The 24,850-nt window shown below is 72.5% G+C and carries 24 protein-coding genes and 1 other RNA gene; 11 read left to right on the top strand and 14 right to left on the bottom strand.

Annotation, left to right across the window (positions count from 1 at the left end; genetic code table 11):
• Positions 1-39 precede the first annotated feature (39 nt).
• Positions 40-696, bottom strand: a complete 657-nt coding sequence (locus QRY02_RS44215) for a TetR/AcrR family transcriptional regulator (protein ID WP_353068349.1) — start codon at positions 694-696, stop codon at positions 40-42.
• Here QRY02_RS44215 and QRY02_RS44210 point away from each other — a divergent pair.
• Positions 637-1,773: an FAD-dependent monooxygenase gene (locus tag QRY02_RS44210; protein ID WP_285988635.1), complete on the top strand. Its 1,137-nt coding sequence runs from the start codon at positions 637-639 to the stop codon at positions 1,771-1,773. The genes QRY02_RS44215 and QRY02_RS44210 overlap by 60 nt on opposite strands.
• Here QRY02_RS44210 and QRY02_RS44205 read toward each other — a convergent pair.
• Genes QRY02_RS44205 through QRY02_RS44195 form a run of 3 tightly spaced genes read right to left on the bottom strand, consistent with a single transcriptional unit; the run spans position 1,718 to position 4,717 of the window.
• Positions 1,718-2,392, bottom strand: a complete 675-nt coding sequence (locus QRY02_RS44205) for a response regulator transcription factor (RefSeq protein WP_285988634.1) — start codon at positions 2,390-2,392, stop codon at positions 1,718-1,720. The two genes, QRY02_RS44210 and QRY02_RS44205, sit on opposite strands and share 56 nt — an antisense overlap.
• On the bottom strand, positions 2,389-3,963 hold the full coding sequence (locus tag QRY02_RS44200) for a sensor histidine kinase (protein ID WP_285988633.1): 1,575 nt from the start codon (positions 3,961-3,963) through the stop codon (positions 2,389-2,391). Before QRY02_RS44200 ends, QRY02_RS44205 begins: the two co-directional genes overlap by 4 nt.
• Positions 3,964-4,009: 46 nt before the next feature.
• The gene (locus tag QRY02_RS44195) at positions 4,010-4,717 is read right to left on the bottom strand and encodes a dienelactone hydrolase family protein (protein WP_285988632.1); all 708 of its coding nucleotides are present in this window, start codon (positions 4,715-4,717) and stop codon (positions 4,010-4,012) included.
• Positions 4,718-4,758: 41 nt separating this feature from the next.
• On the opposite strand from QRY02_RS44195, the gene QRY02_RS44190 reads away from it, so the two are divergent.
• On the top strand, positions 4,759-4,968 hold the full coding sequence (locus QRY02_RS44190) for a hypothetical protein (protein WP_003082038.1): 210 nt from the start codon (positions 4,759-4,761) through the stop codon (positions 4,966-4,968).
• Positions 4,965-5,705, top strand: coding sequence for a hypothetical protein (locus QRY02_RS44185; protein ID WP_285988631.1), 741 nt, complete (start codon positions 4,965-4,967; stop codon positions 5,703-5,705). The genes QRY02_RS44190 and QRY02_RS44185 overlap by 4 nt, the downstream gene beginning before the upstream one ends.
• On the opposite strand, the gene QRY02_RS44180 is transcribed toward QRY02_RS44185, so the two are convergent.
• Entirely contained in the window at positions 5,687-5,908 is a 222-nt protein-coding gene (locus QRY02_RS44180) for a hypothetical protein (RefSeq protein WP_285988630.1), read from the bottom strand. The genes QRY02_RS44185 and QRY02_RS44180 overlap by 19 nt on opposite strands.
• An 8-nt stretch (positions 5,909-5,916) precedes the next feature.
• Entirely contained in the window at positions 5,917-7,044 is a 1,128-nt protein-coding gene (locus QRY02_RS44175) for an inorganic phosphate transporter (RefSeq protein ID WP_285988629.1), read from the bottom strand.
• A 194-nt stretch (positions 7,045-7,238) separates the two neighbouring features.
• Here QRY02_RS44175 and QRY02_RS44170 point away from each other — a divergent pair, with 194 nt between their 5' ends.
• Together QRY02_RS44170 and QRY02_RS44165 are read left to right on the top strand one after the other, a co-directional pair.
• Complete coding sequence (locus tag QRY02_RS44170) at positions 7,239-8,657, top strand: carbon-nitrogen hydrolase family protein (protein ID WP_285988628.1); 1,419 nt, start codon at positions 7,239-7,241, stop codon at positions 8,655-8,657.
• 81 nt (positions 8,658-8,738) lie between these two features.
• Positions 8,739-9,605, top strand: a complete 867-nt coding sequence (locus QRY02_RS44165) for an esterase/lipase family protein (RefSeq protein ID WP_285988627.1) — start codon at positions 8,739-8,741, stop codon at positions 9,603-9,605.
• Here QRY02_RS44165 and QRY02_RS44160 read toward each other — a convergent pair.
• From QRY02_RS44160 to hutH, 6 genes are all read right to left on the bottom strand, one after another.
• Positions 9,589-10,746 carry an FAD-dependent oxidoreductase gene (locus QRY02_RS44160; RefSeq protein ID WP_285988626.1) on the bottom strand — a complete coding sequence of 386 codons (1,158 nt, stop codon included), beginning with the start codon at positions 10,744-10,746 and terminating at the stop codon, positions 9,589-9,591. The genes QRY02_RS44165 and QRY02_RS44160 overlap by 17 nt on opposite strands.
• 108 nt (positions 10,747-10,854) lie before the next feature.
• A complete protein-coding gene (gene hutI / locus QRY02_RS44155; protein WP_285988625.1) occupies positions 10,855-12,000 on the bottom strand; it encodes an imidazolonepropionase in 1,146 nt (381 codons plus the stop codon).
• Positions 11,988-13,289: a formimidoylglutamate deiminase gene (locus QRY02_RS44150; RefSeq protein WP_285988624.1), complete on the bottom strand. Its 1,302-nt coding sequence runs from the start codon at positions 13,287-13,289 to the stop codon at positions 11,988-11,990. Before QRY02_RS44150 ends, hutI begins: the two co-directional genes overlap by 13 nt.
• On the bottom strand, positions 13,286-14,482 hold the full coding sequence (locus tag QRY02_RS44145; RefSeq protein WP_285988623.1) for an allantoate amidohydrolase: 1,197 nt from the start codon (positions 14,480-14,482) through the stop codon (positions 13,286-13,288). Before QRY02_RS44145 ends, QRY02_RS44150 begins: the two co-directional genes overlap by 4 nt.
• Entirely contained in the window at positions 14,479-16,140 is a 1,662-nt protein-coding gene (hutU, locus tag QRY02_RS44140; RefSeq protein ID WP_285988622.1) for a urocanate hydratase, read from the bottom strand. Before hutU ends, QRY02_RS44145 begins: the two co-directional genes overlap by 4 nt.
• Complete coding sequence (gene hutH / locus QRY02_RS44135) at positions 16,140-17,666, bottom strand: histidine ammonia-lyase (protein WP_285988621.1); 1,527 nt, start codon at positions 17,664-17,666, stop codon at positions 16,140-16,142. The genes hutU and hutH overlap by 1 nt, the downstream gene beginning before the upstream one ends.
• Before the next feature lie 84 nt (positions 17,667-17,750).
• Here hutH and QRY02_RS44130 point away from each other — a divergent pair, with 84 nt between their 5' ends.
• The 3 genes from QRY02_RS44130 (at position 17,751) to QRY02_RS44120 (ending at position 21,250) form a co-directional block, all read left to right on the top strand.
• Positions 17,751-18,533, top strand: a complete 783-nt coding sequence (locus QRY02_RS44130; protein ID WP_285988620.1) for an IclR family transcriptional regulator — start codon at positions 17,751-17,753, stop codon at positions 18,531-18,533.
• Positions 18,534-18,654: 121 nt separating this feature from the next.
• Positions 18,655-19,872, top strand: a complete 1,218-nt coding sequence (locus QRY02_RS44125; RefSeq protein WP_285988619.1) for an MFS transporter — start codon at positions 18,655-18,657, stop codon at positions 19,870-19,872.
• A gap of 139 nt (positions 19,873-20,011) precedes the next feature.
• Positions 20,012-21,250 carry a GGDEF domain-containing protein gene (locus tag QRY02_RS44120; RefSeq protein WP_502874302.1) on the top strand — a complete coding sequence of 413 codons (1,239 nt, stop codon included), beginning with the start codon at positions 20,012-20,014 and terminating at the stop codon, positions 21,248-21,250.
• Between the two features lie 4 nt (positions 21,251-21,254).
• On the opposite strand, the gene QRY02_RS44115 is transcribed toward QRY02_RS44120, so the two are convergent.
• Together QRY02_RS44115 and ssrA are read right to left on the bottom strand one after the other, a co-directional pair.
• Positions 21,255-21,464 (bottom strand): hypothetical protein, encoded by a 210-nt coding sequence (locus tag QRY02_RS44115; protein ID WP_285988617.1) that lies wholly within the window; start codon positions 21,462-21,464, stop codon positions 21,255-21,257.
• Positions 21,465-21,833: 369 nt separating this feature from the next.
• Positions 21,834-22,201, bottom strand: a transfer-messenger RNA (tmRNA) gene (gene ssrA / locus QRY02_RS44110).
• Between the two features lie 152 nt (positions 22,202-22,353).
• Between ssrA and QRY02_RS44105 the strand changes: the two genes are divergently transcribed.
• Genes QRY02_RS44105 through QRY02_RS44095 form a run of 3 tightly spaced genes read left to right on the top strand, consistent with a single transcriptional unit; the run spans position 22,354 to position 24,839 of the window.
• The gene (locus QRY02_RS44105; RefSeq protein WP_285988616.1) at positions 22,354-23,028 is read left to right on the top strand and encodes a sensor domain-containing protein; all 675 of its coding nucleotides are present in this window, start codon (positions 22,354-22,356) and stop codon (positions 23,026-23,028) included.
• On the top strand, positions 23,025-24,158 hold the full coding sequence (locus QRY02_RS44100) for a sensor histidine kinase (protein ID WP_285988615.1): 1,134 nt from the start codon (positions 23,025-23,027) through the stop codon (positions 24,156-24,158). Before QRY02_RS44105 ends, QRY02_RS44100 begins: the two co-directional genes overlap by 4 nt.
• A 39-nt stretch (positions 24,159-24,197) precedes the next feature.
• Positions 24,198-24,839 (top strand): response regulator transcription factor, encoded by a 642-nt coding sequence (locus QRY02_RS44095; protein WP_285988614.1) that lies wholly within the window; start codon positions 24,198-24,200, stop codon positions 24,837-24,839.
• Positions 24,840-24,850 lie beyond the last annotated feature (11 nt).

Raw genomic sequence — 24,850 nt, 5'->3', positions numbered from 1 at the left:
GCGAACACCACGACAGGGTGGCGGGCCACCGGGCCGAGGTCAGCCCACGCCGATCCCCGCGAGGATGTCCCGGGCGCTCGCGACCAGCTCAGCCAAGTCGGGCGGCGCCAGCGATCCCGTCCCCGCCAGCGCGCCGAAGATCGTCCCCTCCATCCAGTCCACCACCACCCTCGCGTGCCGCGAAGGGTCCGGGGAACCGGCCGCCTCCAGGGCGGCCGCCGCTTGGCGGCGGATCTGCAAGCCCCCCTCGTCGTACACCGCGCGCAACTCCGGGCGCCGGGTCGCCTCCAGTGCGAACTCGTACCTCGCCAGCATCCGGGTCCGGCCCGCGGTGATCGCGTCGAACGCATACCCCGCGACGAACTCCGCCAATCCGCCACCGCCACCGGTCAGCGGGGCCTGGTCCAGGACCACGATCCGCGCGATCGTCAGTTCCAGCAGCGCCGCCCGCGTGCGCGCGTAGTACGACGTCGACCCCGTCGGCAGGCCCGCCGCGCGGTCCACCGCCCGGTGAGTCAAGCCTCGCATGCCTTCCGCCGCGATCACTTCGATCGCTGCGTCCGCGATCACATCCAACCGATCCACGACAAGGCACTCTACAGGTGTAGAGTCCTCTACAGATGTAGAGGAGGCGACATGCACGCGGTGGTAATCGGCGGCGGCATCGGCGGACTGGCGGCGGCCGCGGGGCTGCACCGGGTCGGCTGGACGGTCACCGTTCTCGAGAAAGCGCCCGAGTTCGGCGACGTCGGCGCCGGGATCTCGCTCTGGCCGAACGCCCTGCGCAGCCTCGACGAACTGGGCGTCGACCTCGGCGAGCGCCTGGCGCCGCAGCGAGAAGGCGGGTTCCGCGACCGCCGCGGCCGCCGGATCACCCGCTTCGACGCCGCCGGGTTCGAACGACGGCACGGGCGGCCGCTCGGCGCGATCCACCGGCGGGACCTCGTCGCCGCCCTCCGGGACGCCGTCCCGGCGGACAGCCTCCGGACCGGCGCCGAAGTCACCGAAGTCCGCGAAGACGGCCTGGTCCGCTACAACGAGAGCGAACTGCGCGCCGACCTCGTCGTCGCGGCCGACGGCATCCACAGCCGGGTCCGCCACGCCCTCTTCCCGGACCACCCGGCGCCGGTGTACTCGGGCAGCACGGCGTTCCGCGGTGTCGCACGCCGTCCCGGAACCGGGCTGAGCACGAGCTTCGACCGCGGCACCGAGGTGGGCGTCCTCCCGCTGACCGGTGGCGACGTCTACTGGTGGATCTCGACCCTCGCCCCACCGGACACCCGCCGAGCCGACCTCGAACCGGCCTTCGAGAACTGGCACGAGCCGATCCCGGCACTCCTCGACGCCACTCCGCCCGAAGCCGTGCTGCACCACGACCTCTACTACCTCGGCACCCCGTTGAAGACCTACACCCGGGGCCGGATCGCGCTGCTCGGCGACGCCGCCCACGCGATGCCGCCGTTCCTCGGCCAGGGTGGCTGCCAGGCCATCGAGGACGCCGTCGTGCTCGCCCACGCGGTGTCCACACAGGACACCGTCGACGCCGCCCTCGAGCACTACGACCGGCAGCGACGGCCGCGCAGTCAGCAGGTCGTGCGCGAGTCCGTCCGGATGGGCAAACTCGGCCCCCAGCTGACCAACCCCGTCGCGGCGATACTGCGCACGGCCCTGCTGAAGTGCCTGCCGGCCAAGGCGACGGCCCGTGTGGGCGCGGGGATCACGGGGTGGACGCCGCCGCGTCTCCCCCGACCAGTCCCGCCTCGTACGCCGTGATCGCCGCCTGGACCCGGTTCTTCGCGCCGAGCCGGGTCAGGATGGTGCTCACGTGCGCCTTGACCGTGCCCTCGACGACGAACATCTTCGCCGCGATGTCCGCATTGGACAGTCCCGAACCCAGCAGCGTCAGCACTTCCCGCTCGCGCGGGGTCAGCGCGGCGATCCGCTCGCGAGCCGCGGCGGCACGCGCCAGCTGCCCGCCGGAGAGCCGGGCGATCACCCGCTGGGCCACCTTCGGCGAGAGGAACGCGGCTCCGCCGGCGACGGCGTGGATACCGGAGAGCAGTTCGCGCGGGTCGCCCGACTTGAGCAGGAACCCGCCCGCGCCGAGGCCGAGGGCGCGCTCGATGTAGTCGTCCTCGCCGAACGTGGTCAGCATGATGACGCCGGTCGCGGGCAGCAGCCGCCGGATCTCGGCGGCCGCGCCGAGGCCGTCGAGGCCCGGCATCCGGATGTCCAGCAGCACGACGTCGGGGTGCGTGGCCAGCACCTGGGAAACCGCTTCCCGGCCGTCGGCGGCTTCGGCGACGACCTCGATGCCCGGGTCCGCGGCGAGGATCGCCGCCACCCCCGCCCGCATCATCGCTTCGTCGTCGGCCAGCACGACCTTGATCACGGCGCCCCCTCGGTGAACCAGTCCTTCGCCACCAGTTTCCCATCGGCGAAGCACAGCCGGTAGGCGGCGTAGTCGTTGTCGAGCCACGACCGCCCGCTGCCGTAGTACTCGCAGGCGACCCCCGGCACGGACGGCAGCGGCGGCTCGCTCCGCAGCGGCCGGGCGTCGCGCTGGTTCTCCGGCAGCCGCGGCGCCACCTCGGTCCGCGGCTGCCCGATCCACAGCCGCTCGTAGACCCCGGTGGGCAGCTCCGAGGAGTTCCACTGGTAGAGGAACGCGATCCCGGCGACCGCGAGGACCACCCCGAACAGGCCGAGCGGGACGGCGACGGCCTGGATCAGGCTGCGCCGCACGTCGCGCCGGGCCAGTTCGAGGGCGCGCGCCGACGTCGACGTCCCGGCTTCTTCGTCGTCCGAGGCGGTCTCCGGCCGCTCGACCGGCGCGGCCCCGTGCGGCAGCGTCGCGGTGACGGCGAACCCGCCGGCCTCGGGCCCGGCCCGCAGCGTGCCACCGACCAGCCGGACGCGCTCGCGCAGGCCGATCAGCCCGACGTGCCCGGACGCGGCCCCGGGCAACGGCCCGGCGGGCGGCGGCGCGTTGACCACGCTGACGTCCGTCCGCGCGCCGGCGCTGGTCACCCGGACCGAGACGGCGGCGCCCGGCGCGTGCTTCGCCACGTTCGTCAGTGCCTCCTGCACCACGCGGTAGGCGGCGCGGGCCACCATCGGCGGCCGCTCCGCGGCGTCCACTGTGGACTCGATGAGCAGTCCGGACGCCCGCGCCCGGGAGATCAGCTCGCCGAGGTCGCCCTGCACCGGCTCGACCGGCGCGGCGTCCTCGCGCAGCACGCCGATGATCTCGCGCAGCCGCTCGGTGGCCGTCGCGGCGCTGGTCCGCAGCTGCGCGGCGGCGTCTCGCTGGGCGTCGCCGAGCCCGCCCGCGACCTCCAGCGCGGCGGCGCGGACGGCGATCAGGCTCAGCTCGTGCCCCAGCGAGTCGTGCATGTCGCTGGCGATCCGCGCCCGCTCGCGCAGCCGGGCCTGCTCGGCGACCAGCTGCTGCCTGCTCTCCATCTCCTCGGCCCGGCGCCAGCCGGTGCGGGCGAGCTCGCCGCGGACCCGGACGTACCGGCCGAGCAGCCACGGCGACAGCCCGGCGAAGACGAGGATCGCGACCAGCTGCGCCCAGTCGCCGAGGCCGTCCGGACCGAAGACGAGCGCGACCGGGAGCCCCAGGACCGCGACGGCCACCCCGGTCAGGATGCCGGGGCGGGCGCGCGGCATCCGCAGCCCGGCCTGGTAGCCGATCGCGACCAGCACGAAGATCACCCACGCGGGCATGCGGCTGCCGTAGGGGAACGGCACGGCCAGCGCCCCGGCCAGCGCGAAGCCGAGTGAGACGGCCGGGTACCGCCGGGCCGTCGCGACCGAGCCGGTGACGACCACGAGGCCGCCGGCCAGCTCCCAGTACGACCGGGCGTCCAGCGCCCCGACGACGACCGTGAACGCGAGGAACAGCCCGATGGCGACGTCGAGCGCCACCTGCCACCTACGCTTCGTCACCGTCCGCACGGGTTCGAAGCTACAAGGCGTGACAACGGCAGGCCACTGCCGAAAGTCAACCCTTCAGCGTGTCCACGAACGCCAGGGTCTGCGGCCAGGAAAGGGCGAAGGCCCCGGCGTTCACCTCGGTGCCGTGCCGCGCGGAGTCGCTGAAGCCGTGTTCGGCGCCCGGGAAGTGCTGGGTGAACGTCGCGCCGCGCGGCCGGGCCTGCAATGCCGTCTGCAGCCGGGCGAACGTCTCGTGCGAGACGACCGCGTCCGCTTCCGGGTAGGCGACCAGCACCGGCGCGGTGATCGATGTCGACAAAGCGACCGCGTCGAGGTCGTGGTTCGGCGGCGCCGGATCCCGGACCGTCGGGTGGTAGGCGACGACCCCGGAGAGCCGCTGGTCCCGGGCGGCGAGCAAGAGCGCGAACCGGCCGCCCAGGCACCAGCCCATGACACCCGCCGATGTGCAGCCGAGGTTGCCGAGCAGGTGGTCGAGCAACATCGCCTGCTCCGCGAGCGCGGCTTCGTCACGCAGCTCGCCGAGCTTCGCGCCGAGGTCCTCGCGGGCGGTGTTGTCGGTGCTGGCGCCGTGGAAGACGTCCCAGGCCAGCGCCGTGATCCCGCGCCCGGCCAGCTCGCCGGCCCACGCCCGCACCTGTGCACCGATCCCGGTGATCATCGGCAGCAGGAGCATCCCGGACGCCGATCCGCCGTCCGGGCGGGCCAGGTAAGCGGAGAGTTCGCCGACACGGACGGTGGACGTCTCGATGCGCATATCCGCACGGTAGCGCCCGGCGTGTTGCATGATGATCCACCATGGCCGAGCGCACACTCGCCGACCAGTTGGGCGGCTACCTCCCCGAAGGCATCGAGGCCCTCGAAGAGCACGAGCGGCAGGACCTCGCCGACGCGCTGCGCGACGCGCGCAGGCGGCAGGCGAAAGCGCTCGCCGAAGCGGGCGAAGAAGGGCTTCGGTACGTTCCCGCGCTGCTGCGCGGCGCGGTCCGGAAGGCGGTCGGCCTGTGAACTACGCGGCCGAGGCGGAGATCCTCAAGCTGGCCCGCGTCCTCGACGTCGAGCCCGCGCGCCTGGCGTACCTCGCCCGCGTCGACGCCGACGACCTGCAGGCCTTCCGCGAGCAGGTCACCGACACGCTGTTCGACGCCAACGCCGCCGCGCTGCAGCGGATGGCCCTGGCCGCGCGGGTCGTGCCCGTCGGGGTGCTCGCCAAGATCGCCGAGAAGGTGTTCGGCCCGCTGCTGTGCGCCCGAATCGCCGGGCTGGTCGACGTCGCGCGCGGGGTCGACGTCGCCAAGCGGCTCAGCCCCCGGTTCCTCGCCGACGTGGCCGCGGAGCTCGACCCGCGGCGCGCGAGCGCGATCATCAGCCGGATCCCCTTGGACACCGTTCTCGCCGTCGCCGGCGAACTGGCGCACAAGGCGGACTGGATCACCCTCGGCCGGTTCGTCGGGCACCTGCCGGACCCCACCGTGCGGCGGGCCCTGGAACAGATCGACGACCCATCGCTGCTGCGGATCGCGTTCGTGCTCGACGACAAACGCCGCGTCGACCACGTCGTCGGCCTGCTCCCGGCGCACCGGCTCGGCCGGCTGGTCACGGCGGCGAGCGCCGACGAGGACCTCTGGACACCGGCGCTCGACCTGCTGGCCCACCTGGGCGAGGCGCGGCGCGCCACGCTGAAACCGATGCTCGCCGGCCTGCCCGGAGGGTTCCGGGAACGCGTTCAGGCCACGATCATGTAGATCCCGTAGCCGACGATCGCCGCGCAGGCGGCGAAGCAGACGACCGCGCCGGCCAGCGGCCCGCTGCCCGAGCCACCCTCCGCACGGGCCGATTCGCGCTGCGAGAGCCCGACCACGCCGAAGGAGAAGAGGCTCGTCAGCACGACGACCGAAGCCAGCGCGACGACGAAGACGAGACCGAGGGAACCCCAATTGATGTGCACGGCGCTCCTCAGGCGTTGGCCGGCTGCGCGACGCCGGGCTCGGGCTCGTGGATGGAGTTGGCGTTGACGGGGTTCCGCTTCGAGGCGAGGTAGATGCCCAGGGCGACGACGACCCCGGCCAGGCCGACCAGCACGGTGCCCCAGGTCCCGAGCGTCGAGACCTCGGCGGCGAGCGCACCGACGATCGCGGCGGCGGGCAGCGTCAGCGCCCAGGCGAGCACCATCCTGCCCGCGACGCCCCAGCGAACTTCGGCGAGCTTGCGGCCGAGCCCTGAGCCGATGATGCCGCCCGAGCAGACGTGCGTGGTGGACAGCGCGAACCCGAGGTGCGCCGACGTGAGGATGACCGCCGCGGCGCTGGTTTCCGCCGCGAACCCTTGCGGTGTCTGGATTTCCGTGAGCTTCTTGCCCATGGTCTGGATGATCCGCCAGCCGCCGAGGTAGGTGCCGAGCGCGATCGCGGTGCCGGCGGTCAGGATCACCCAGAGCGGTGGCCCCGAGTTCGGCGCGAGCGAGCCGGACGCGATCAGCGTGAGCGTGATGACGCCCATCGTCTTCTGCGCGTCGTTCGTGCCGTGCGCGAGCGACACCAGGGAAGCGGAGGCGATCTGGCCGGCCTTGAAGGTGCGGCCGACGGTGTCCCGCTTCGCCCGGGCGGTGATCCGGTAGACGAGGAAGGTGCCCAGCGTCGCGACGATCCCGGCGACGATCGGCGAAGCGAGCGCCGGGATCAGCACCTTCTCGACGACCTTCCCGAAGTGGACGGCGTCGGAGCCCGAGGCGATCCAGGTCGCGCCGATCAGCCCGCCGAACAGCGCGTGCGACGAACTCGACGGCAGCCCGATCAGCCAGGTCACCAGGTTCCACACGATGGCGCCGACGAGCCCGGCGAAGATGATCACCGGCGTCACCTTCGTGTCGTCGACGATCCCGCCGGAGATCGTCTTGGCGACCTCGACCGAGAGGAACGCGCCGACGAGGTTCAGCACGGCCGAAACGGCGACGGCGACTTTCGGTTTGAGCGCCCCGGTGGCGATGGAGGTGGCCATCGCGTTGGCGGTGTCGTGGAAGCCGTTGGTGAAGTCGAAGGCCAGCGCGGCGACGATCACCACCAGCACGATCAGCGAGAAGTCCATGGGCGGCCCACTTTCGTTGCTGTTCGTCGGCAACGCTACTGATCGACAGCGACCACGCCGATCCCTGCCGGGTGACGGCTTACCGAACTCTGCATGAACCGGGGTGGGGTAAACCCCACCAAGACTCTGTGGTTCAGCCCAGTGTGTCCGCCCTCGTCGCCTGAAAGGATCGCAACCGGGCGAAAGGGGCCACGATGACCAAGCTGGGGTGGGCGGTCGTAGCGACGGTGGCGTCGGCCGCGTTGTTCTTCTTCGGCACGGGCTTGGACCCGGTGCCCGAACTCGCCTGGCTGGCACCGTTGCCGATCTTGCTGCTCGCTCCGCGCGCCACCGGCGCCACGGCGGTGGCCTGCGCGTTCGTCGCCTACCTCGCGGGGAGCACCGGCAGCTGGAGTTACTTCTGGCATTCGCTTTCGATCGCCCGCCCCGCGGCGATCGGGATCCTCGGCGGCAGTGCGCTGTTGTTCGCCCTGTCCGCGGGGCTGTTCCGGTGGCTGGTCCGGCGCGGGCACGGCTTGCCGGCGGCGCTCGCCGCACCCGCGTTGTGGACCGTCGTGCTCTACGTCGTTTCGCTGCTCAACCCGACCGGCCTCATGGGCACCTTCATGACGACCCAGGCCGACCGGCCGTCGATCGTGCGGGTCGCCGCGGTCACCGGGGGCTGGGGCGTGGAGTTCCTGGTGCTGTTCGTCCCGGCCGCCGTGGCCGCCGCGCTCGCCCCGGGCGTCCGCGGGCGGGCCCGGCTCGCCGGCCTGGTCGTCACCGCCGCGGTGCTGGCCGGGCTCGCCTTCTGGACCACGCCGCCGCTCACCGGGCCGCCGACGCGGATCGCCCTGCTCGCCATGGGACAGAGCCGCTGGGGGCTCGACGTCGCCACGTTCGAGGGCCGCACCCGCGTGCAGTCCTATGTGGACGAAATCGGCCGGCTGCCGGACGGCGTCCAGGCGGTCGTGCTCCCCGAAGCCACCTTCGCGGTGGACCAGGTCAGCCGTGCGCGGCTCGTCCAGGCCTTCACGCAGGTTGCCCGCGCGAAGAACCTCGACGTGGTCACCGGCGTCATCGACACGACCCCGGACGGCCGGTTCAACGCCGCGCTGGCGATTCCGCCGTCCGGCCCGCCGGTGGAGTACCGCAAGTGGCACACCGGGGATTCGCCGAACCTCACCTCCGGCACCCAGCTCGCGCACCTCGCCGGGATCGGGTTGATGGTGTGCATGGATGTCAACTTCGCCGACCCCAGCAGCGGCTACGGCGAAGCCGGCACGGGCCTGGTCCTCATCCCGGCCTCCGACGAAGACGTCGACGGCTGGGCCCACAGCCGCACCGCGCTGATCCGCGGCGTCGAGAACGGCTTCTCGGTGGCGTGGAGCGCCGCGCGCGGCACGCCGATGCTGGCCGATGCCCAGGGACACGTGCTGGCCGACGCCCACACCGGTGGCCGCCCGTTCTCGGTGGTCGTCGCCGACGTCCCGCTCGGTCCGGGGAAGACCCCCTACGCCCGCTTCGGCGACTGGTTCGCCTGGCTCTGCGGGCTGGTCGCACTGGCGGGGATCGTCACCGCGGCCCGCAGGCCGTCGTTGTCACCCGTCACAACGCCCGCCGGGCAACTCTGAGCGTTTTCCCAGGTCGCCTCCAGCGGTCTGTGCCCGATCATGATCCGGGTCACGTACCGACGGGTAACTGGAGGCAGTGGAATGCGGGTCACCAACGGCGGTGTCAAGCGAATCCTGGCCGTGCTCGCCGCGGCGCTCACCCTCGGCGCGGTCGCGCCGTCGGTCGCGGAAGCGGCACCGGGCAGCGGCTGGAACGACTGGGGCTGCCGTCCCTCCGCCGCGCACCCGGAGCCCGTCGTGCTCGTGCACGGCCTCGGTGCGAACGACACCGTCAACTGGTTCTTCCACGCGCCGAAGATCGCCGCCCAGGGCTACTGCGTCTTCTCGCTGACGTACGGCACCGGCATCCTCGGCCCCGGCGTCGGCGGGCTCGCGTCCATGCGGGACAGCGCGGCACAGCTCGGCCGGTTCGTCGACCGGGTCCGGTCCACGACCGGAGCGGCGAAGGTCGACATCGTCGGTCACTCCGAAGGCAGCACGATGCCCGCGTACTACCTGAAGTACGGCGGCGGCGCCGCCGAGGTCGCCCACTTCGTCGGCTTCGGCGCCAACTACCGCGGGACGACGCTCGGCGGCCTCAACGCACTCGCCAAGGCCCTGCTCACGTCCGTGCCCGGGCTCGGCGCGGTCCTGCGCACGGCGTGCGGCGCGTGCACCGAGTACCTGGCGCCGTCGGCCTTCCTGGACGACCTCGCCCGCGGTGGCGTCCACGTCCCCGGCCCCACCTACACGAGCATCGTGAGCGAGCACGACGAAGTCGTCACGCCCTACACCAGCGGGATCCTCGGTGAACCGGGCACCACGGACATCGTCCTCCAGGACTTCTGCGCGGGGGACGCGTCCGGGCACCTGAGCCAGGCGATCGACCCGAACGTCACCGGCCTGATCCTGCACGCGCTCGACGCGAGCTACGCACCTGCGTGCACGCCGTTCACCCTGCCGTTGTGAGCGGGTTCTGCCCCAGGTACCGGTGCCCGTTTTCGGCGGACTCCCGCACCGCGGCGAACCCGTAGTCCACCATCGCGGTTTCGTAGGCCGCCACCGCCTCGAGCGGCGGCGCCCCGGCCAGCGCGGACGCCAACGCCGCACCGTCGCGCAGCGCGGTGTTGGCGCCCGCACCGCCGGCCGGGCTCATCGCGTGGATCGCGTCGCCGACGAGCGTCACGCGCGACGGTTCCCACGGCCCGATCGGGATGCTCGTCCGGATCGGTTGCGGGAACGTCGCCGGGACGTCCCAGTGGTCGACCATCGCGCGGGCCAGCGGGTGCCAGCTGTCGACCAGGCGCAGCGCCACCTTCTGCAGGTCCTCCGGCGCCATCGCGGCGAGCTCGGCTTCGGAGTGGCCGACGACCTCCCAGCGCGCGCCCACCGAGCAGGTCATGTACGGCCGGTCGTCGCGCAACCGGAGGTCCGGCACCAGCCGGGCACACGCGCCGGCCACCGGTTCGGGGTAGTCGACCGGCGCGAACCCGGCCATGGTCCGGTCCGGCCCGATCATCATGGAGAACACCGCGAACATCTCCGGCTCGAACAGCGCGCGGGTTTCCGGCGTCAGCGGGATCCGGCCGTAGAGGTGCACCAGCCCGGCGTCGACGACCTCGGCGTGCGGGAGGTACTGCCGCCGCACACCGGAGTTGATGCCGTCGGCGCCGACGAGCAGGTCGCCCCGCGCGGTCGTCCCGTCGGCGAAGTGCGCGGTCACGCCGTCGGCACCGGTCTCGTAGTGCGTGAACCGCTTGCCGTAGGCGACTTCCTGGCCGTGCAGCAGGATCTGCCGCAGGGTGAAGCGGTTGATGTTGAGGTGCGTCCCCTCGTCTTCCAGGCGCGTGAGCAGCCGCAACCGGTGGTCGTAGACGTTCGTGTGCGGCAACGCGCGGCCTGCGGTGGCGCGGAAGAGTTCGTGCGATTCCGGCGGCAGCACCTCGCGCAACGCCGTGTCGCCGACGCCGCTGATGTGCAGCCGGTACCCCTGCTTGCGCGCGCCCGCCGACTCGTCGCGTTCGTAGACCCGGCACGGGATTCCGGCGCGGCGCAGGCCGTGCGCGAGGCTCAGTCCACCCAGACCGGCACCGATGATGATCACAGACACAGCTGTCCCTTCGTCACGGATGAGGAAGGGACGCACAGGTAAGCCTGCGTGAGCCTGCCCGGACTAACCCATACCGGACTGTGTCTTCGCGCGTCCTCGCTCTCGACGTTAGCGCACGCGCTCCCCGGCGCGCCACACCATGTTCGTCAGCGGCACGCCGGGCCGGTACGCCAGGTGGGTCACCGAAGGCGCGTCGAGCACCTGGACGTCCGCCCGCGCGCCCGGCCGCAGCACGCCGACGTCGTCGCGGCGCAACGCCCTCGCGCCGCCCGCCGTCGCCGACCAGACCGCCTCCTCGATCGTCATGCGCATCTGCAGCACCGCCGTCGCGACGCAGAACGCCATCGACGTCGTGTACGAGCTGCCCGGGTTGGCGTTGCTGGCCAGCGCCACCGTCGCCCCCGCGTCCAGCAGCCGCCGCGCCGGGGCCAGGGGCTGGCGGGTCGACAAGTCGCACGCGGGCAGCAAAGTCGCGACCGTCTCGGATGCCGCCAGCGCTTCGACGTCCGCGTCCGAAAGGTAGGTGCAGTGGTCGACGCTCGCCGCGCCCAGCTCGACGGCCAGCCGGACACCAGGGCCTTCGCCGAGCTGGTTGCCGTGCACCCGCAGGCCGAGCCCGCGCCCGGCGGCGGCCTTCAGCACCCGCGCGGACTGAGCCTCGTCGAACGCTCCCGTCTCGCAGAACACGTCCGCCCAGCGCACGCTTTCCGCGACCGCGTCGAGCATCTCGCCGCAGACGAGGTCCACATAGGACTCGGCGTCGGCGCCGGGTGGCACGAGGTGCGCGCCGAGGAACGTCACCTCGTCGGCCACCTCGCCGGCGATCCGGGCGCTTCGCGCTTCGTCCGCGACCGTGAGCCCGTAGCCCGTCTTGGTCTCCAGGCACGTCGTGCCCTGCCGGGCCGCCTCGTCGACGTGGTGCCGCAGGTTCGCCGCCAGCTGCTCGTCGGACGCTTCCCGCGTCGCGCCGACCGTGATCGCGATTCCGCCGGCGGTGTAGGGCTTTCCGGCCATCCGCGCTTCGAACTCGGCGGTGCGATCTCCGGCGAAGACGAGGTGCGTGTGACTGTCGACCCAGCCGGGCAGCACCGCGCGGCCTCCGACGTCGACGCGTTCGTCGGCGTCCGGGGCCTGTGCGGCGGACCCGGCCCAGGCGACCTCGCCGCCCTCGACGACCAGGGCGGCATCGGTCAGCCGGCCCAGCGCCGGGTCGTTGGTGGTGAGCTCGCCGATGCCCGTGATCAGGACTGCCACAGCGCCTCGATCTCCTTCGCCAGTACGGTTTCCGGTCGGTCGACGAGCAGGTGCGCGCCGTCCCGCACGACCTCGCGGCCGGCGACGACGACGTGCCGGACGTCCGAGCCGGACGCCGCGAAGACGACCCCCGACGGCTCGATCCCGGCCGTCCGCACCGAATCCAGGGCCACGGTGACGAAGTCCGCGCCCGCCCCCTCGGCGAGCGCGCCGACCTCGGCCCACCCGGCCGCCGCGTGGCCGGTGCCCGCTTCGAGCAGCTCTTCGGCACTGAACCGGCCACGCTGTTCGCTGGCCAGGCGGTCGTCCAGCTCCAGCGCCCGGGTCTCTTCGAACGCGTCGACGACGGCGTTGCTGTCGCTGCCGATGCTCAGCCGCACCCCGGCGTCCCGCAGGGCGCGGGCCGGGCCGATGCCGTCGCCGAGGTCACGTTCGGTGGTCGGGCAGAAGCACGCCCCGACCCGGAACTCGCCGAGCCACCGCACGTCCCGGTCGGTGAGGTGGGTCGCGTGCACGACGGTGAGCCGTTCGTCGAGCACACCGTGGTCCCGCAGCAGCCCGGTCGGGGTGAACCCGGTGGCCGCCTCGCACTGCTCGTTCTCCGCGCGCTGCTCGGACAGGTGGATGTGCAGCGGCCGGTTCCCCGGCACACCCTTGTCCACTTCGGACAGCTGGTCCTCGGGTACCGCGCGCACGGAGTGGATCGCCCCGCCGACCCGGAACAGCTCACCTTCCTTCAGCGCGCCCACGCGCGAAGCCCAGGCCGACGCCGAGCCGTCCGAGAACCGCCGCTGGACCTCGTCGGGCTCCACACCGATGCCGCCCGCGAGGTAGCAGGTGTCGAGCAGCGTCAGCCGGATCCCGGCCTCGGCCGCGGCCTGCCGCAGCGCCTCCCCCATCGCGTTCGGATCGGCGTACGGCTTCCCGCCGGGCGCGTGGTGCAGGTAGTGGAACTCCCCGACGCTCGTGTACCCGCCCAGCACCATCTCGGCGTAGACCCCGCGGGCCAGCCGGTAGTACGTGTCGGGGTCGAGCCGGGACGCCAGCGCGTACATCCGCTCGCGCCACGTCCAGAACGTGCCGCGCTCGTGGTGCGTCCGCCCCCGCAGGGCCCGGTGGAAGGCGTGCGAATGCCCGTTCGCGAAGCCCGGCAGGGTCAGTCCGGGGAGCACAGTGCCGGACCGCGGCGAGCCCGGTGTCACGCCCGTGATCCGGCCGCCGGCGACGTCGATCCGCACCCCGGCCGCGATCCCGTCCGGCAGCCAGGCCTGTTCGCACCAGAAGGTCATCGCGCCAGCCGCTCCAGCACGGTGGCCAGCGCCGCCGCGCCGGCTTCGACGTCGCCGGCCTCGGCGAACTCCTCCGGCGAGTGGCTGATCCCGGTCGGGTTGCGCACGTAGAGCATCCCGGCCGGGACGAACCCCGCCAGGATGGCCGCGTCGTGCCCGGCGCCGGTCGGCAGCTCCGGCGGCCCGCCGAGCCAGCCGCCCAGGTCACGCCGGAGGGCGTCGTCGAAAACGACGTCGCCGGAGTAGGACTCTCGGGTCACCTCGACCCGGCAGCCTTCCTCCTGCGCCGCGGCCGACGCCGCCCGGCTGATCTCGGCGACCAGGCCCGGCGTGCCTTGGCCGGGCACCCGCGCGTCCAGCCACAGGTCCACTGTGGACGCAATGACGTTGGTCCCGCCGGGGGTCGGCACGAGCCGGCCGACGGTCGCCCGCGCGTCCGGCACCTTCGCGGCCAGCCGCCGCACGGCCGTGACCGTCGCCGCGGCGGGCAGCATCGGATCCGCGCGGTCGGCGAGCAGGGTGGCCCCGGCGTGGTTTCCCTGTCCCGCGAAGGAGAACCGCCAGCGCCCGTGCGCGATCACCGTGCTGCCGACGGCCACCGGCGAGCCGAGGTCGATCAGCCCGCGCCCCTGCTCGACGTGCAGTTCGAGGAAGTGCCCGATCCGGTCGAGCCGCTCGGTGTCCGGGCCGATCCGGGCCGGGTCGACGCCCGCCTTTCCGGCCGCTTCGGCGAACGTCACGCCGTCGGCGTCCCGCAGGCCACGCGCCTTGTCGGCGTCGATGGTGCCGGTGAGCAGCCGCGACCCCAGGCAGGGAACGCCGAACCGGCCGCCCTCCTCCTCGGCGAACACCACGACGGCGAGCGGCCGGCGCGGGCGGAACCCCTTGCCCTGCAAGGCCTCGACGGTGGCCAGCGCGCTCACCACGCCCAGCGGGCCGTCGAACGCACCGCCGCCGGGAACCGAGTCGAGGTGGCTGCCGGTGACGACGGCGTTGCGCCCCGGCGGCCCCCACCAGGCCCAGATGTTGCCGTTGCGGTCGGTCTCGACGTCCAGCCCGAGCCCCAGCGCGCGCTCGACGAACCACTCCCGCAGGTCGTGCTCGGGTGCGTCGAAGGCGTGCCGCGAATAGCCGCCGCGCTTCGGGTCGCGCCCGACGTCGGCGATCTCCTCCAAGAGCCCCGAGGCGCTCACTCCGCTTCCCGCATCGGCACTCGCACACCCCGCTCGTCGGCGACCTCGGCCGCGCGATCGTAACCGGCATCGACGTGCCGGATGACGCCCATGCCCGGGTCGTTGGTGAGCACCCGCTCCAGCTTCTGCGCGGCGAGGAGCGTCCCGTCGGCAACGCTGACCTGGCCCGCGTGGATCGACCGGCCCATGCCGACGCCGCCGCCGTGGTGGATCGACACCCAGCTGGCCCCCGAGGACGTGTTGACCAGGGCGTTGAGCAGCGGCCAGTCGGCGATCGCGTCGGAGCCGTCGGCCATGCCTTCGGTCTCGCGGTACGGCGAGGCGACGCTGCCGGAGTCGAGGTGGTCGCGGCCGATGACGACCGGGGCCTTCAGCTCGCCGCTGGCCACCATCTCGTTGAACCGCAGGCCCGCCAGGTGGCGTTCGCCGTAGCCGAGCCAGCAGATCCGGGCGGGCAGGCCCTGGAACGCCACGCGCTCGCCGGCCAGCCGGATCCAGCGGGCGAGGGATTCGTTCTCCGGGAACAGGTCCAGCATCGCGCGGTCGGTGGCCGCGATATCCTCGGGGTCGCCCGAGAGCGCCGCCCAGCGGAACGGGCCGTTGCCCTCGCAGAACAGCGGCCGGATGTAGGCGGGCACGAAACCGGGGAAGTCGAACGCGCGCTCGCAGCCGCCGAGCTTGGCTTCGCCGCGCAGGGAGTTCCCGTAGTCGAAGACCTCGGCACCGCGGTCGAGGAAGCCGAGCATGGCCTCGACGTGGTCGGCCATCGACTCGCGCGAGCGGTCGGTGAACTCGTCGGGCTTCTTGGCCGCGTAGTCGTGCCAGTCGGCGACGTCGACGCCCTTGGGCAGGTACGACAGCGGGTCGTGCGCCGACGTCTGGTCGGTGACGATGTCGACCTCGACGCCGCGGCGCAGCAGCTCCGGCAGCACCTCGGCGGCGTTGCCGACGACGCCGACCGACAGCGGGCGCTTTTCCTGCTTCGCCTTGGTGACGCGGGAAATCGCGTCGTCGAGGTCGTCGGCGACCTCGTCGAGGTAGCGGGTTTCGACGCGGCGGTGCGCGCGCTGCGGGTCGCATTCGATGACCAGGGCGACACCGTCGTTCATGGTCACGGCGAGCGGCTGCGCGCCGCCCATGCCGCCGAGCCCGGCGGTCACGGTCAGCGTACCTTTCAAGGAGCCGCCGAACTTCTTCTTCGCGACGGCGGCGAACGTCTCGTACGTGCCCTGGAGGATGCCCTGGGTGCCGATGTAGATCCACGAGCCCGCGGTCATCTGCCCGTACATCGTCAGGCCCTGCTGCTCGAGGCGGCGGAACTCCGGCCAGGTCGCCCAGTCGCCGACCAGGTTCGAGTTCGCGATCAGCACGCGCGGCGCCCACTCGTGCGTGCGGAACACGCCGACCGGCTTGCCCGACTGCACCAGCAGCGTCTCGTCGACGTCCAAAGTGGTCAGTTCGCGGGTGATCGCATCGAAGCTGGCCCAGTTGCGGGCGGCCTTGCCGGTGCCGCCGTAGACGACCAGGTCCTCGGGCCGCTCGGCGACGTCGGGGTCGAGGTTGTTGTGGAACATCCGCAGCGCGGCTTCGGTCTGCCACGACTTGGCGGTGAGCCGGGTGCCACGGGCGGCACGGACGACGCGGGACTCGTGGTTCATCAGGCCTCCAGACGGGCGGCGTCGAGGACGGCGCCGGAGCGGACGAGTTCTTCGGCGGCCGCGATCTCGGGCGCCAGGTGGCGGTCGGGGCCGGGGCCCGCGACCTTCGTGCGGAGCAGGTCGCGCACCGCGCCGGTGACCGGCGACGGCTCCAGTGGCGCGCGGAAGTCCAGCGCCCGCGCGGCCGTCAGCAGCTCGATGGCCAGGACGGTGGTCAGGCCGTCGACGGCCTTGCGCAGCTTCCGCGCGGCCGACCAGCCCATGGAGACGTGGTCCTCCTGCATGGCGCTGCTCGGGATGGAGTCGACGGACGCCGGTACGGCGAGCCGTTTGAGGTCGCTGACGATGGCGGCCTGGGTGTACTGGGCGATCATGTGGCCGGAGTCGACGCCGGGGTCGTCGGCGAGGAACGGCGGCAGGCCGTGCGAGCGCGCCTTGTCGAGCATCCGGTCGGTGCGGCGCTCGGCGATGCTGGCGACGTCGGCGATCGGGATGGCCAGGAAATCGAGGACGTAGGCGACGGGCGCGCCGTGGAAGTTGCCGTTGGATTCGACGCGGCCGTCCGCCAGGACGACGGGATTGTCCACAGCGGACATCAGTTCGCGCTCGCCGACGAGTTCGGCGTGCGCGAGGCTGTCACGCGCGGCGCCGTGCACCTGCGGGGCGCAGCGCAGCGAGTAGGCGTCCTGGACTCGGTTGCAGTCCGGGCCGCGGTGGCTCTCGACGATCTTCGAGCCCTGCAGCGCCTGCCACATCCGGGCCGCGGACTTCGCTTGGCCGGGGTGCGGGCGCAGCGCCTGGAGGTCGGCGGCGAAGGCGCGGTCGGTGCCGAGCAGGGCCTCGACGCTCATCGCGGCGGTGAGGTCGGCGATGTCGAAAAGCCGGTGCAGGTCGGCGGCGGCGAGCAGGAGCATGCCGAGCATGCCGTCGGTGCCGTTGGTGAGCGCGAGGCCCTCCTTCTCGGCGAGCACGACCGGCTCGATGCCTGCGTGCTTCAGCGCTTCTTCCGCCTTCATTACTTCGCCGCGATACGTCACTTCGCCCTCGCCCATGAGCGCGAGCGCGACGGCGGCCAGGGGTGCGAGGTCGCCGGAGCAGCCGAGCGAGCCGTACTCGTGGACGATCGGGGTGATATCGGCGTTGAGCAGAGCCGCAAGCGTTTGCGCGGTGCCCGGGCGGACGCCGGTGTAGCCGCTGGCGAGGGTGCGTAGCCGCAGCAGCATCAGCGCGCGGACGACCTCGGGTTCGACGGCGGGTCCGGCGCCGGCGGCGTGCGAGCGGATCAGGCTGCGCTGCAGCGCGGTCCGGCTCTCGACCGGGATGTGCCGGGTGGCGAGCGCGCCGAAGCCGGTCGAGACACCGTAGGTGGGCGTGACGGCGTGCGCGAGGTTCTCGATGTGCTGACGGGTCGCGGCGAGGTTCTTCTCGGCGGCGTCGGTGAGCCCGACGGGCGCGTGCCCGCGGACGACGTCGACGACCTGGGCGGCGGTCAGGGGCTCCGGGCCCAGGAGCACTTTTTCCGGCATGGGCCCATTGGACATCGTCCTTCCCGCTGGTGGGATGCGTCGACGAGTGGTTCTGTCTGGTATCCCAGACGCTAAGCTCGGGCCATGGGCGACAGCAGCGAGGTCCCGGCGCTGCGCCGCGGGCTGGCGGTGCTGAGCCTGCTGGCGACGCGGCCCGGCCCGGTCACCGCGGCCGCCATCGCCCGGGAAGCGGGACTGCCTCGCTCGACCACGTACCACCTGCTCAACGAGCTCGAAGCGGCCGGTTTCGTCGTGCACCTGCCCGCCGAGCGCCGCTACGGCCTGGGCATCGCGGCGTTCGAGCTGGGTTCGGCCTACCTGCGCCACGATCCGCTGGAGCGGCTGGCCGGGCCGTTGCTGCGCAAGCTCGTCGACCGGGTCGGGCACACCGCCCACCTCGGCGTCCTGCACGGCAACGAGTCGCTGTACCTGATCAAGGAACGCCCGGCCCGGCCGGAGACGCTGGTGACGGAGGTCGGCGTCCGGCTGCCGGCGCAGCTGACGGCGTCCGGCCGGGCGATCCTGCGGCACCTGCCGCCCCCGCACGTCCGCGCGTTGTTCCCGGCGGCGTCGGCGTTCGTGCTCCGCACCGGCCGCGGCCCGCGCACGCTGGCCGAGCTGCGCCGCACCCTCGACGCGGAACGCCGGCTCGGCTGGTCGGTCGAGGACGGCCACGTCACCGACGGCTTCGCCTCGGTGGCCGCCCCGGTCTTCGACCACGGCACCCGCCCGCTGGCCGCGATCAGCGTCACGCTTCGCCACCACTGCACGACGGAACCGTGCACGGAGACATGGCCGGACCTGGCCGGCGAAGTAGCGACGACGGCGGCCGAGCTCACCAGCCGCATCGGTGGCCACCCGGCCTGACCTCCGGCGCAGGCCGTCCGGGGGTCGCGGCTGCTGCGATCGGCGCAACTGTCACCGAACGGCTCGATTCCACTCCGGTGGGTGATTACCGTAGCTGGGGCTGCGGTTTCGAGGGACACCGATGGATGACGCACGCGTGAAGAAGGCCGGTTTCGGTGCGGTGCTCGCCGTCGCCGAGTTCCGGGCGATGTGGACCGCCGAGCTGCTGTCCGTCTGCGGCGACCAGCTCGCCAGGGTTGCGCTCGCCGTGCTCGTCTTCCAGCGCACGTCCTCGGCCGCGCTGACCGGTCTCACCTACGCCCTGACGTACGTGCCTTCGCTGCTCGGCGGCATCCTGCTGGCCGGCGCGGGCGACCGGTGGCCGCGGCGGGACGTGATGGTCGCGGCCGACCTGGCGCGGGCCGCGCTGGTCGCGGTCATCGCCGTTCCCGGCGTCCCGCTGTGGGTGCTGTGCGTGCTGGTCGCGGTGATGACGGCGCTCGGGGGGCCGTTCAAGGCGGCGCAGCAGGCGCTGCTGCCGTCGATCCTGGCCGGCGAGCGGTACCTCGTCGGGATGGCCCTGCGGAACGTGACGATGCAGGGCGCGCAGCTGGCCGGGTTCGCCGGGGGCGGCGCGCTGATCGCCGCGTTCACCCCGTCCGCGGCGCTGGCGTTGGACGCGGCGACGTTCCTGCTTTCGGCGTTGTTCCTGGTCACCGGCGTCCGGCGGCGGGCGGCGATCGCCGGGGCGGCCCGGCCGGCCTGGCTGTCCGCGACCGGCGCGGGTATCCGGCTGATCTGGCGTGACCCGGCGTTGCGGACGTTGGTGGCGCTCAACTGGCTGGCCGGGTTCTACGTCGTCCCGGAGGCGCTGGCCGCGCCGTACGCGGCCGGGATCGGCGCGGGCGCGACGCTGGTGGGGCTGCTGATGGCGGCGGACCCGGCGGGCAGCGTGCTCGGCGGCGTCGTGTTCGGCAAGTGGATCCCGGAGCGCGTGCAGGTCCGCGTGCTGGGCCGGCTGGGGATCGCGGCCGGGCTGCCGCTGGTGGTGTTCGCCTGCCGGCCCGGGCTGGTGGTGTCGGTGGTGCTGCTGGCGGCGTCCGGGCTGGTGGCGACGGGCTACAACATCCAGGGCACGGTCTCGTTCATGCGGCGGGTGCCCGACGAGCACCGGGCGCAGTGCGCGGGGGTGAATTCGGCGGGCTTGATCACCGTGCAGGGGCTGGGCGCGGCCGCGGCGGGCGCGCTGGCCGACGTGCTGGGCCCGGCGCACACCATCGCCGCGGCCGGGGCGGCGGGTGCCGCGGTGGCCGTGCCGATCGCGAGGGCGTGGCGCCGGGTCGGGGTGGTGGGGCGATGACCTCAGTTGTCGCGTCCGCACATGGTGCGCCTCCCTTCACGACCCCGGGCCGGACCGGCTCCGTCACCGGCCGGACACCATGAGTATGCGGACCGGGAGCGGGATCGCGCGCCCTGGGCCGCGCATTCGTGACGTCCTCGTGGCGCCGCGGCGCTGGGTGTTGTGGCGCCAGGGTCCGCGGGTGGTCGTTTATTGCCTGGTCAGCGAGGTGGTGGCGGTGGTGCTGACGCTGCGCCCGTCCCCGATCGCGGTGGACCGCCGGACGCTGTCGATCCTGGTGGTGCTGCTGGTTCTGGGGGTGGCGCAGTCGGAGTCGGGCCGGCGCGTGGAGCGGATCCGCCGCCGCGTGTCGGGGACGCCGCACATCAACATGACGTCGGTCTGGACGTTCGCCGGCGTGCTGCTGCTGCCGCCGCTCCTGCTGGCGGTCCTGGTCGGCGGGTTGTACGCGCACCTGGCGGTCCGCAGCTGGTACCGCCTGCAGCGGGTGCCGGTCTCCCGCACGGTCAGCAACGCGGCGATCATCGTGCTGTCGTGTTACGCGGCCCAGTCGGTGCTGCGGGTTTCGGGTTTCTCCGACGTCCGCTCGGCGATGGCCCGCAGCTGGGCGGGGACGTTCGCGATCGCGGCCGCGGGGGTGGCGTTCTTCGCGGTGAACGCGCTGCTGGTTCTCCCGGCCCGCCGCGAGGTCGGCCGGACCGCGGAGGCGTTGTTCGGCACGTGGTCGGACAACGGCCTCGAGGTGGCGACGTTGTGCCTGGGTGCGCTGAACGCGGTGGTGCTGGCGACGTTGCCGGGCCTGGTGGTGCTGGTGTTCCCGCCGTTGCTGTTGTTGCACCGGACGGTGCTGGTGAAGCAGCTGGAGGTGGCGGCGCACCGCGACGAGAAGACGGGTTTGTACAACACGAGCGGCTGGCACGCGCTGGCGGAGCGGACCCTGGCGGCCGCCGCCCGCCAGGGGGGTACGTTCGGGTTGCTGATGCTGGACTTGGACCACTTCAAGCAGGTGAACGACACGTACGGCCACTTGGCGGGTGACGCGGTCCTGAAGGCGGTGGCCCAGTCGATCATCTCGGCGGTCCGCGGCCGGGGGGACGCGGTGGGCCGGTTCGGGGGCGAGGAGTTCGTGGTCCTGCTGCCGGGTATCACGCAACCGGACATCGGCGCGGTGGCGGAGCGGATCCGCCGGGCGATCAGCGCGTTGCAGGTTCCGGCGGGCCGGCTGTCGATCACGGGCCTGTCGGTCTCGATCGGCATCGCGGTCTACCCGAAAGCAGGCGCTTCGCTACAGCGCCTGCTGGACGCCGCGGACACGGCGCTCTATCACGCGAAGGCGACGGGCCGGAACAAGGTGGTCCACGTAGCGGACCTGGCGTGAGGGGTCAGGCGGTCCGTTGCCGCCGTCCGGCGTCGAGGCCGAGCATGGCCAGCAGTTCGGCACAGTCGTCGACGTCGGAGGAGTGTCCGGCCACGGTGAGCACGGCACGATCGTTCTGTTCGCCGAGCCGTACTGCCTCTTCGGCCCGGATAACGCCCATCCGGCTGTCTTCATCATTGGCAAGGGAACTGCCACTACGCCGGGCCCAGGTCATCTGGCCACCTACTTCCGACTCCACGGGTGCGGAGCCATGGTCGGACCCCAAGCATGACATTGACACGAATTTCACTCACAAGTGGCCCCCACCACAGCCCCCCAAAAACCCAAAACCCCAGGTGAGCCCCCCGCCGACGCACCCCACCCCCGCCCCACCCGCCGGACTCACCCCGCCCCCGCCTCATCCGCCGGACTCACCCCCGCCCCCGTCCCCGCCCCGGCCTCTCGTCTGACTCACCACCGAACGCAACCACCCGGGGGGTCCAGGGGGGCGAAGCCCGCCCTGGCGGGGGTTTGGGGGTCCGACCCCCAAAGAAAACCCGAGAACGAGAGAAGGCCCAGCCCCGAAGGGGCGTGGGCCTTCTCGTAGTGGAGGTGCCGGGAATTGAACCCGGGTCCTCTGGCGTATCAACAGGACTTCTCCGTGCGCAGTCCGCTACGTCTCTGCTTGGCTCCCTCAATCACGCGAACAAGCTGAGGTGACGAGCCCAGCCACTGTTTGCTTCACGACTGTTCCCCGTGGCCGGGACAGTCGCTGAGCCTCCTAGCTGATGCCGGTACCCGGGCCGGAGGCGAACCCGGGCCGACAGAGTCGCACTCGCTCAGGCGGCGAGGGCGAACTCGCGCTGACTGGAGTCGGCGCTTATTTGGTTGCGATGACGCTTACGGTGGTCTCTCGCCTGCACCGGCACGCTTCTCCTGAATCAACGTCCAAAGTCGAAACCGTTCACCCCCTTGTTGGGACACAACCTCACCATCATAACGCCAAGGTCGACTGCTTTGGTCCGGGTGGGGTGGGGTCAGCCCTACCGCCGGGATGCCCGCTCGCACCATGTTGCGCCCGGCGTGGAAGCGCGATGCTGGGGTCCGATGAAGGGAGTGCGGTCATGGTGAGCGAGAGGCGGGATCCCCCGTTCGGTGGTTCGGTGGTGTTCTTGCTGATGAACTTGCCGCTGGGGGTGCTGGCGTTCGGGTTCCTCACCGTCTTCGTCTCGGCCGGGGCGGGGACCGCGGTGGTGTGGGTCGGGGTGGGTTTGCTCGCTGCCGTCGTGCTCGCCGTGCGGGGGGCCGCGCGGCTGGAGCGGGCGCGGGTCTACGCGTTGCTGGACCGCTACATCGATCTTCCGTATCTGCCGCTGCCCGCCGGGAAGCAGGCCGCGCGGTGGAAGGGGCGGCTGAAGGACCTGTCGACCTGGCGGGACCTCGCCTACTTCGCCCTCCTCTTCCCGGTGGGCCTGGTCGAGTTCGTGCTGGTGACGACGTTCTGGGCGACGAGCTTGGCGCTCGTGGGCCTGCCGGTCTACTTCCGGTGGCTGCCGGGCGGTGAGTACCGCTTCCCGGCTTGGGAGGTGCCGTGGGTGACCGTGGACTCGACGGTGGAGGCGCTACCGTGGGCGGCGCTCGGGGTGTTGTTCGCCGCGTTGTCGGTGGCGCTGACCAAGGCGCTGGCGGGTACGCACGCCCGGCTGGCGTACGCGCTGCTGGGGCCGACGGTGGCGCAGCGCCGCCGGATGGAGCGCTGGTGGGAAGACGCGGAAGAGAAGAACCTGGTGGCGGGATGACCGAGGCGCAACAGCTGGAACACCCGCGGCCGCACCCGGCTCGCACGATCCTCTACATGATCGCCAGTTTCGTCTTCCGGCTTCTGCAGTTCGTGCTGATCGTGGTCGGCATCGCGGTGGGGGTGTCCACGGCGGTGATCTGGGTCGGGTTCCCGATCCTGCTGGCGACGACGAGCTTCGTCCGCTGGTCCGGCGACCGCGAGCGGAGCTGGCTGGGGACGATGCTGCGGGTGCCGCTGCCGCCGGTGCAGCGGCGGCCGTATGAAGAAGGGCAGCCGCTGCTGCGGCGGTGGATGGTCCGGCTGAGCGATCCGACGACCTGGCGTGACCTGGCGTACTTCATGGTCGCCTTCCCGCTGGCGTGCGCGGAGTTCACGATCGCGCTGGCGTCGATCGTGCTGCTGCCGATGGCGATCTGGGTGACGCCGTGGCTCGGCTGGCTGCACGGCGAGCTGGCGCTGGCGCTGCTGGGGCCGGACCGCACGAAGCGGCTGGAGCAGAAGGCCGAGCGGCTGCAGGCGTCGCGGGCCCGGGGTGTGGACGCGGCCGAAGCCGAACGCCGTCGCATCGAGCGTGACCTGCACGACGGTGCGCAGCAGCGGCTGGTGGCCGTCGCGATGAGCCTGGGCCGGGCGAAGTCGAAGTTCGACCAGGATCCGCAGCTGGTGCGGGACCTGATCGACGAGGCGCACTCGGACGCGAAACTGGCCGTGTCGGAGCTGCGGGACCTGGCGCGCGGCATCTACCCGGCCGTCCTCGGCGACCGGGGGCTGGACGCGGCGCTGTCGGCGCAGGCGGCGAAGTCGCCGATCCCGGTGGACGTCTCGGTGGACGTCGAGCCGCGGCCGCCGGCCGCGGTGGAGACGACGGCGTACTTCATCGTCGGCGAGACGCTGACGAACATCGCGAAGCACTCCGGAGCGTCCGAAGCGGAAGTGAAGGTGTGGCGGACCGACGACCACGTCGTCGTCGAGATCACCGACAACGGCCACGGGGGCGCGGAGGTGCGTCCCGGCGGCGGGCTGGCCGGCCTGGCCGACCGCGCCGCGACGATCGACGGCGTGATCACCGTGGTGAGCCCGGTGGGCGGGCCGACCGTGATCCGGGCTGACCTGCCCTGCCAGTGGTGAATAGGCTGGACCCCGTTCATCCACGAGCTTGGGGGCCGGATGCGGGTAGTGATCGCCGAGGACGCCGTGCTGCTGCGGGCCGGGGTGACCCGCCTGCTCGCCGACGAGGGCATCGAGACGGTCGCGGCCGTCGACAACGGGGACGACCTGCTCGGTGCGCTGCAGGAACATCGTCCTGACCTGGCGATCGTCGACGTCCGCATGCCGCCGACGTTCACCGACGAGGGCTTGCGCGCGGCCTTGGCGGCGCGCAAGGAGATCCCGGGGTTGCCGGTGCTGGTGCTGTCGCAGTACGTCGAGGAGTCGTACGCGGTGGAGCTGCTCTCGGGCGGCGCGGGCGGCGTCGGTTACCTGCTGAAGGAGCGCGTGGCGGACGTCGCGGACTTCCTGGATGCGGTCCGCCGCGTGGCGGGCGGCGGCACGGCGATCGACCCGGACGTGATCGCCCAGCTGATGGCCCGCGGCCGCCGCAACCCCCTGGACGCGCTGACGGCCCGCGAGTCCGAAGTCCTGGGCCTGATGGCCCAGGGCCTGTCGAACACGGCGATCGCGAACTCCCTGGTGGTTTCGCACGGCGCGGTGGAGAAGCACATCGGCAACATCTTCTCGAAACTCGGGCTCGAAGCCAGCGCGGAGGAACACCGCCGGGTCCGCGCGGTGCTGACCTACCTGGGCCGTTGAGCGACGGAGGG

This window comes from Amycolatopsis sp. DG1A-15b (genome assembly GCF_030285645.1).
Taxonomy (GTDB): Bacteria; Actinomycetota; Actinomycetes; order Mycobacteriales; family Pseudonocardiaceae; genus Amycolatopsis.
Note: the sequence above shows the minus strand (reverse complement) of the source record. Positions and strands in the feature narration are given on the sequence as shown.